Below are 6,755 nucleotides of genomic sequence, written 5' to 3'. Positions count from 1 at the left end.
CGAGCATGTTGAGGCCGACATTCTCGAGCTTGATGCCGAGGTCTTCGGAAATGACCTGGCCACCAGTGAGGATGGCGATGTCTTCCAGCATGGCCTTGCGGCGATCACCGAAGCCCGGCGCCTTGACGGCGGCGATCTTCAGGCCGCCACGCAGCTTGTTGACGACGAGCGTGGCCAGAGCCTCGCCTTCGACGTCTTCCGAGATGATGACCAGCGGCTTCGAGGTCTGCACGACAGCCTCGAGGATCGGCAGCATGGCCTGCAGGTTGGAGAGCTTCTTCTCGTGGAGAAGGATGTAGGCGTCTTCCAGATCCGCAACCATCTTGTCGGCGGCTTCGGCAGCCAGTTCAGGCGGCAGGTCAAGAAACCGTATGTCGGCATCAAGCCGCGCGCCGAAGAAGAAGGGAATCGAAACAGTGCCCTTCGAAAGACCCAGGGCGACGGAAATCATTGCATCGGGGGAGTTCATGCGCCTGAAGCAGCGCTGCCTGCAACTGCTTCATAGCGACAGGCGGGCGGAGACTCTAGCGAGGCTTTCGCCGCTTGGTTGATTGAAGCTCTCGACCAAGCCACTAAGATTCGGCGGCCGATAATAGCTTGCTGCTCATTGGGACGCCGACCAACGCCGGGATTGAGAAAGGCAACCCTGCCCCACAAGGCGGGTGTCACACGTGCGGTGCGTCCGCTCGTCGCGCCGGATGGTCTTTGAGACCTGGGTTCACGGCTAATCAGATGCACCCCTGTCGTCGTTTCGGTGCAGGCCGCCAGGGGGGCGTGTTGCAGCAGCGGCAATTAGTTTGGTAGCGTGCGAGCACGGGGCTGCATAGTGAGATCATTTGCCGGCGTGGGGAGCAAGGTGTGGCGCAGCCTTAGAGAACTCAACACCGAGACCGGAGCAACGGAGACTGCTCTTTCGTCGAGCCAGTTTAAATTAGAACATTCTTTCTATAGTTTACGTCAATTATCCTGTTCGATAGCTCTGTCGACTAGCGATGAGACTTTTCAACGCAGCGCGGACATCCGCTGGCCGGATGTGACTTGCTATCCCTTTCAAGATAAAACAGGAGAACCCATGAGCAATCCAGTCCTTGTCAACCGGACCATTCCTGACTCCGACGTTGTACCGCTGACCAGCCGTGTCGGAGCTGAAATCAGAGGCGTTCGCCTTGGCGGAGACCTTTCGGACGCAGCGATAGCAGCCATCAACCAGCTTCTTCTAAAACACAAGGTGATCTTCTTCCGCGGCCAGGAGCATCTCGACGATGCGGAGCAGGAATTGTTCGCGCGGCGTCTGGGTGACCTTGTACCTCATCCCACGCAGGGGCCGGCAGCCGGCACGGCCTCAATCCTCAATCTCGATTCCGGCCGTGGCGGTGGCAGGGCAGACCAGTGGCATACCGATGTGACTTTCGTCGATGCCTATCCGAAATTCTCGGTCCTACGTGGCGTCGTCATTCCGGCGGCGGGGGGCGACACGATCTGGTCCAACACGCACGCCGCGTACGAGAATCTGCCGGCGCCGCTCAAAATATTGGCGGACAATCTGTGGGCTATTCATAGCAATGCCTACGACTACGCAGCCGTGCGCCCGCGCGCCACAGCCGAAGAGAAGAGGCACTTCGAGGAAGTCTTCACATCGACGATCTACGAGACCGAGCATCCGGTCGTGCGCGTCCATCCGGAAACCGGGGAGAAGTCGCTGCTGCTCGGCAATTTCGTGCAGCGCCTCGTCGGCCTTTCCAAGAGCGATTCCGCCAAACTCTACGAGGTGTTCCAGTCCTACGTCACTGCCCCGGAAAATACCGTGCGGTGGCGCTGGCAAGTAGGCGACGTCGCTATCTGGGACAACCGTGCTACCCAGCATTATGCGGTCAACGACTATGGCGACCAGCACCGGGTTGTGCGTCGCGCTACGGTTGACGGTGACGTTCCGATCGGCGTCGACGGTCGCCGCAGTATAACCCATGTCAAGGCAGCCAAGCCGGCGGCGAAGGCAGCCTGACCGTCTGAACAGGGTAAAGATGAAAACTTCGTATCGCCGCGGCCATATCGCGCTGCTTAACCGCCCCACAAAGCCTTATGATTTCCGAGAAGCAAGGCGAGTTGCGGGCTCGAGGCTTGGCCCGAAATCGAGGTCCTGCAGCGTGGCGCATGGCTCGGGTCGCTGCTCGTGGCCCCGCTGCAGCGGTACAGGTCCCCCACCGCCCCACCATCTCGCCCGCCCTGCACCTCGGATAGCGATCATTCACCGTTTGTTCATTATGATAGCGCACGATCATAACTGGACATGCTGGTAGCTCGTACATGCCTGAAGGCCCTGCGCGCCGACCCAGCGCCGGGGCCTTTTTACTTCCGCAAAATCGATTCCAGCAACGCGGGTGCTTAGCAGGATGAGGCAATCTATTGCGGACACCTTAACCGGATTGGCTTTCATTTCAGCCCTCAATGCACAAGAGAGTTAGCACACACACTCCCCGCGCTTGGGATTGTTCGACCGTACAGCGAATTCCGCGAGTCAGTCGCTGATCGTTTATGTCAGTTGGCAGCTTTTCGCAGCAACGTACGCCATGATGTGAGTCGTGTCTTCCAAGCGCCGATTTGGCCGGGTAGGGTTTGCAAGGGGGGCGAACAACCGGATGAACGAACGGAATGATACTGGAAAAACTGCGCGCCTGTTGGGGGTTTAGCCCGACCGTCCATAGGAATGTCGCCCTGTTCGAAGGCTTTCTGAAGGGCAAGAGTTTCGCCGACCTGGCGCAGGAACATGGCCTGTCGAAATCGAGGGTGCGCCAAATCATCGACAAGGCTGATCGGCTTGTGGGCGGCGGCATCCTGACCAAGGCTGAATCGTCCAAGGCCTCGCCTCGATCCGATTTCATGGTCGACTATCCGTATGTGTGGAACCTAGCCGAGATGCATCGGCTCGGTAGCGTCACGCCGCACCATTTCTTTGCGGAGCTGGAACGCGCCGGATCGCTGGAGCGGCTGGTTGACAAGATGAAGCGGTTGCCGTGGCGCACACCAACAACAACACGTGAGCTGGCGCGCCTCGTGTGGCAAAAGGAGAGGGGCGAGAGCCCATGGCCTGCATTGAAGCGATCAAGCATGGCGATCGTGGAACCAAGCTGCCCAGCCGACCATCCGGACCGCGGCCTTCAATGCCAGCTCGCCTTGGAACCGGCCTTCCACGAATTGGCTGAGCGGGCAGCGGAATCCGGCTGGACCCCAGCAAGAGATAGCCTGCGCGCTCCTCGAGCTCGCCGGCGCACGCTTGAAGAGCAACTCCGTCAATGGCGAGACTGAGAGGGCGATTGACCGTGCCATGGCAACGAGATGAGCGGCATATTCAAGAAGCTTCGCCTGACCCGATAGGAACGTCGCTGCGCCAATGAGTTTGGCGGTGAGTGGTCGCCAATCGGCTTTGTCGGCATGTGAGGCCGCTTCGCAATGGGCTTCATTGCCGACCGCGCCGGCATCCGGACAGCACTCACGATCCGCTTCCTCGCTGTGTTGTTGTCTTCGTTCTTCCACCCCAATACGACCAGCCTGATGGCCGCAGCAGCCCTATATGGGCTGGTCTATTTCTCGATGTTTCGCCTTTTCCCAGCCTCAGCAAGTCCTTCGATCCCGCCGCGTCGACAACCGTCTTTGACGTCGCAAATGCCCTTCTCGGCCTCTCAAGCACTCTGGGGGATTCGTTGGTGACTTCGCAAAATCCGTCTTCGGGACGTTCCATTCTGTCTATCTGTCGGTGTCTGTTGCGAGCCTCGGTCTCGTGTTGCTGACCCTCTCCTTAAAACGCGAAGGGGTCAACTCGATTGCCGGAATCCCTCGCCGGTGACCGCTGCCTGCATACCGTCAAAGCCATGGAAGGTTTCGAAAGGCACTAAAGTCATCGCAGAGTTTTGCAGCGTGCGAAGGTCAAGGAGTTTTGCGACAGTCACAAAGAGCCTGAAGCCGTCCTGCCCTCGGTGCTCCAATATATCGCCGCTAACGCCGGATGACGATAATCCCGGCCAGCGCGATCACAACGATACCGAGCATGGAAGCCGCATCCAGACGTTCCGAGAACAACACGATGCCCCATAGCACTGCGAAGGCCAGATAGGAAAAGTCCCAGGTCGAGATGATCGAGGATGGTCCCAATTGGTAGGCGATGGCCGTGCCGACGCTGCCGATCAGCATCATCATGCTCAAAAGCCCGATCAGCGCCCATTGTGTCCAGCCCATTGGAATCCACTCGCCGACGAAGAGGCTTTGTGCGCCCTCGCTCCCAGCCATCACGGTCGCTAGGCTCGCGCCACCCCCAAGAGCGATCGCTATCACGTTGAAGATCAGCGCCAGAACAAAGGGGTTTTCGCCACGGCTCTTGGTGCGCGTCAGCACCATCGCCAGAGCGTAAAGGATCGCGGAAACCAGCGGCATCACGGCATGGATGCCAACATCGCCGGCCTGCGGCTTCAGCATGAGCAGCACACCGGCGAAGCCGAGGCCGACTCCGATCCAACCTTGTACCCCGACGGGTTCCCTGATCCCGAAGGCCGCAAAAAGGGTGATGAACAGCGGGATCGTGTAATAGACGGCCGCGGCAATCGAGAAGTCGAGGCGCGGTAGTGAAGCGTAGTAGATCAGCAGGCTCGACAGAAGCAGGCTGCTTCGCACGATGGCCCAGCCAGGATAGGCTGGGCGCAACGATACCTGCGGAAAGCGCCATTTCAGGATCGAGATCAACAAGGGCAGCGTGACGCAGGACCGCAGGAAAATGAATTGCGACAGCGGCATGGCCGAGATCGTGACCTTGATGATCGCGTCCGCGATGGAAAGCGTCAGGCCAGTGAAAACCATCGCCGCAACGGCGATGCCCACCCTGTCCGCCTTTGGGGCCGTCTGGCTGATCGACATTTTCACGTCCCCTCCTTCGCGCGCCGAGGCTACCGAGCCGAGAACGTTCCAACAATTCTGATTATACGGACATTTTGTCCGTGCTATTGCACAATGGCAGCGACACGAAAGAGGATGTGGCGCTTTGGACGGCGTGAACGACATGATCATTTTGGCCGAAGTCGCCGAAACGGGCAGCTTTACCCGTGCCGGAGGGCGGCTCGGGATGCCCAAATCCACAGTCAGCCAGCGAATCGCCCAGCTTGAGGCACGCCTGGGACTGCGGCTCCTCAACCGTTCCACCCGGCACGTCAGCCTCACCGGCAGCGGCCAGGTCTACCTCGAATACTGCCGCCGCGTTCGCGCAGAGGTCTCGGCTGCGGACATGGCGATGACCAATCTGAAGGAACAGCCTGTCGGGACGCTGAAGATCACCTGCCCGGAAGTAACAGCCAGCTATTTCATGCCGACCTTCCTACACGGATTTACCACGCAGTTTCCCCGGATCGCGGTCGAGCTGATCGCCACAAACCGGCATCTCGACATTATCCGCGAGCGGATTGATTTCGCTTTTCGCGTTGGCACGACCACAGGTCAGGACCTGATCGTGCGGCGTGTCTCATCGATCAAACGGGTTCTCGTCTCCGCCCCGGCCTATCTGGCGGCTGGCAGTCCTCTGCGGGAACCGACCGATCTTCTGCATCACCGCTGCCTGGTGCATGATGCGCAGCCTGAATGGGTGTTCTCGTCAGACGATACACCGATCGTCATGCGTCCGCCTGCGGCCGCGACTTCGGACTCGATGGGCTTTCTGCTGCAATCCTGTATCGCGGGCGGCGGGGTCGCACTCCTTCCCGCCTATGTGTGCCAGCCGTCCGTCGCGGTCGGCCGGCTTGTGGAACTGCTACCCGGCTGGGAAATTCCGCCCTATGAAATGATGCTGATCTTCCCCAACCTGACGAACCAGTCCAAGGCGCAGGCCGCATTCCGCTATTATGTGAATACCTTCGACTTTTCAGCGTTTGCCGTTGGGCGATAGCCGGACTTCCCGAGTCTGCCGGCTGCTTGTTGCGTACTATCTGTCGCAAATTCCTAAAAACCCGAGACAGAGCAGTTGACGCTAGGTTTCCGACCGTTTTTGCATCCCATGTCATTGCCGCAACCATTAGAAATACCGCGACATGATCCTGCGACCTGACGTCGACGTCGGCGACGGCCGTAGAGCAGCCATTCCGCCGCCTCGCGATCGCTTCGTTGGACGCGTCACCCGGGAAAAACGCCCACGACCAGTATTCCGGCCTCGCGGGCGGCCTCGACGAAAGCCTGCCGCGCAAAACGGGGCGGCTGCTCGCCCTTCAGCACCGCGATGCAGGCTTCGCGGGCCTTCTTGTGGCGCGGCCCGCCAGTCCGTCGGCCAGATGCGGAGAAGACACTCGGCCGCCGCTCGGGTGGAAGGCGTCCGCCCAGTTCCACACGGACATCGCTCTTCCAACGCTTCGCATCCAAATCGCCCGCCAAGAGCTTCCCTCAGTTCGCCAACGGTCTTGAAAGAATCCTGCAGATGGTCCGACCAAGCCCGGCCTGCCGAATCCGTGGCGAGAATGCCGATCATTCTCGAAAAGGCAACAAAGGTCTTGCTGGCACCTTTTGAACCGGGACGAAATTCAGGCAGTACAAGGTTGGCCCGATATCGAATTTTTGCTGACGTGCGGAGGTCCTAAAGTGGTGTTGTTTCGGCAAGGACGCTAGAGCACGTCCTGTGATCGATGAATCGATTGTGATGTGACAGCTGCGTCTTGTGCTGATTCAACATCCACCTCGATGGAGGTGGACGATGGGAAGAGCATTGAGCGGGGATCTTCGATCGCGGGTTT

At 59.3% G+C, this 6,755-nt stretch carries 6 protein-coding genes and 1 pseudogene; 4 read left to right on the top strand and 3 right to left on the bottom strand.

Annotated elements, in window-relative coordinates; translation table 11 throughout:
* Positions 1-328, bottom strand: a pseudogene (gene groEL / locus EN807_RS32065) (chaperonin GroEL); the annotation flags it as partial.
* Positions 329-1,072: 744 nt separating this feature from the next.
* Between groEL and EN807_RS32055 the strand changes: the two are divergent.
* The 3 genes from EN807_RS32055 to EN807_RS32045 all read left to right on the top strand — a co-directional run bounded on the left by EN807_RS32055 (position 1,073) and on the right by EN807_RS32045 (position 3,705).
* Positions 1,073-2,002, top strand: coding sequence for a TauD/TfdA family dioxygenase (locus EN807_RS32055; protein ID WP_127212694.1), 930 nt, complete (start codon positions 1,073-1,075; stop codon positions 2,000-2,002).
* A 647-nt stretch (positions 2,003-2,649) separates the two neighbouring features.
* Positions 2,650-3,303, top strand: coding sequence for a hypothetical protein (locus EN807_RS32050; protein ID WP_246684490.1), 654 nt, complete (start codon positions 2,650-2,652; stop codon positions 3,301-3,303).
* A gap of 144 nt (positions 3,304-3,447) precedes the next feature.
* The gene (locus EN807_RS32045; protein ID WP_127211786.1) at positions 3,448-3,705 is read left to right on the top strand and encodes a hypothetical protein; all 258 of its coding nucleotides are present in this window, start codon (positions 3,448-3,450) and stop codon (positions 3,703-3,705) included.
* Between the two features lie 285 nt (positions 3,706-3,990).
* Here EN807_RS32045 and EN807_RS32040 read toward each other — a convergent pair whose 3' ends face one another.
* Positions 3,991-4,902 carry a DMT family transporter gene (locus EN807_RS32040; RefSeq protein WP_245486029.1) on the bottom strand — a complete coding sequence of 304 codons (912 nt, stop codon included), beginning with the start codon at positions 4,900-4,902 and terminating at the stop codon, positions 3,991-3,993.
* A gap of 133 nt (positions 4,903-5,035) precedes the next feature.
* Here EN807_RS32040 and EN807_RS32035 point away from each other — a divergent pair, with 133 nt between their 5' ends.
* Positions 5,036-5,920 (top strand): LysR family transcriptional regulator, encoded by an 885-nt coding sequence (locus tag EN807_RS32035; protein ID WP_127211784.1) that lies wholly within the window; start codon positions 5,036-5,038, stop codon positions 5,918-5,920.
* A gap of 224 nt (positions 5,921-6,144) precedes the next feature.
* Here EN807_RS32035 and EN807_RS32030 read toward each other — a convergent pair whose 3' ends face one another.
* The gene (locus EN807_RS32030; RefSeq protein WP_164759901.1) at positions 6,145-6,387 is read right to left on the bottom strand and encodes a DUF982 domain-containing protein; all 243 of its coding nucleotides are present in this window, start codon (positions 6,385-6,387) and stop codon (positions 6,145-6,147) included.
* Between the last annotated feature and the right edge of the window lie 368 nt (positions 6,388-6,755).

Origin of the sequence: Mesorhizobium sp. M5C.F.Ca.ET.164.01.1.1, assembly GCF_004792125.1 — a bacterium.
Classification (GTDB): domain Bacteria; phylum Pseudomonadota; class Alphaproteobacteria; order Rhizobiales; family Rhizobiaceae; genus Mesorhizobium; species Mesorhizobium wenxiniae.
This window is presented reverse-complemented; position numbering and strand designations above follow the sequence as displayed.

What these genes read in the sequence shown, in the direction of transcription:
- EN807_RS32055 (WP_127212694.1), top strand. Translation starts at nt 1,073, where the DNA reads ATGAGCAATCCAGTCCTTGTCAACCGGACCATTCCTGACTCCGACGTT.
- EN807_RS32050 (WP_246684490.1), top strand. Translation starts at nt 2,650, where the DNA reads ATGATACTGGAAAAACTGCGCGCCTGTTGGGGGTTTAGCCCGACCGTC.
- EN807_RS32045 (WP_127211786.1), top strand. Translation starts at nt 3,448, where the DNA reads ATGGGCTTCATTGCCGACCGCGCCGGCATCCGGACAGCACTCACGATC.
- EN807_RS32040 (WP_245486029.1), bottom strand. Translation starts at nt 4,902, where the DNA reads ATGTCGATCAGCCAGACGGCCCCAAAGGCGGACAGGGTGGGCATCGCC.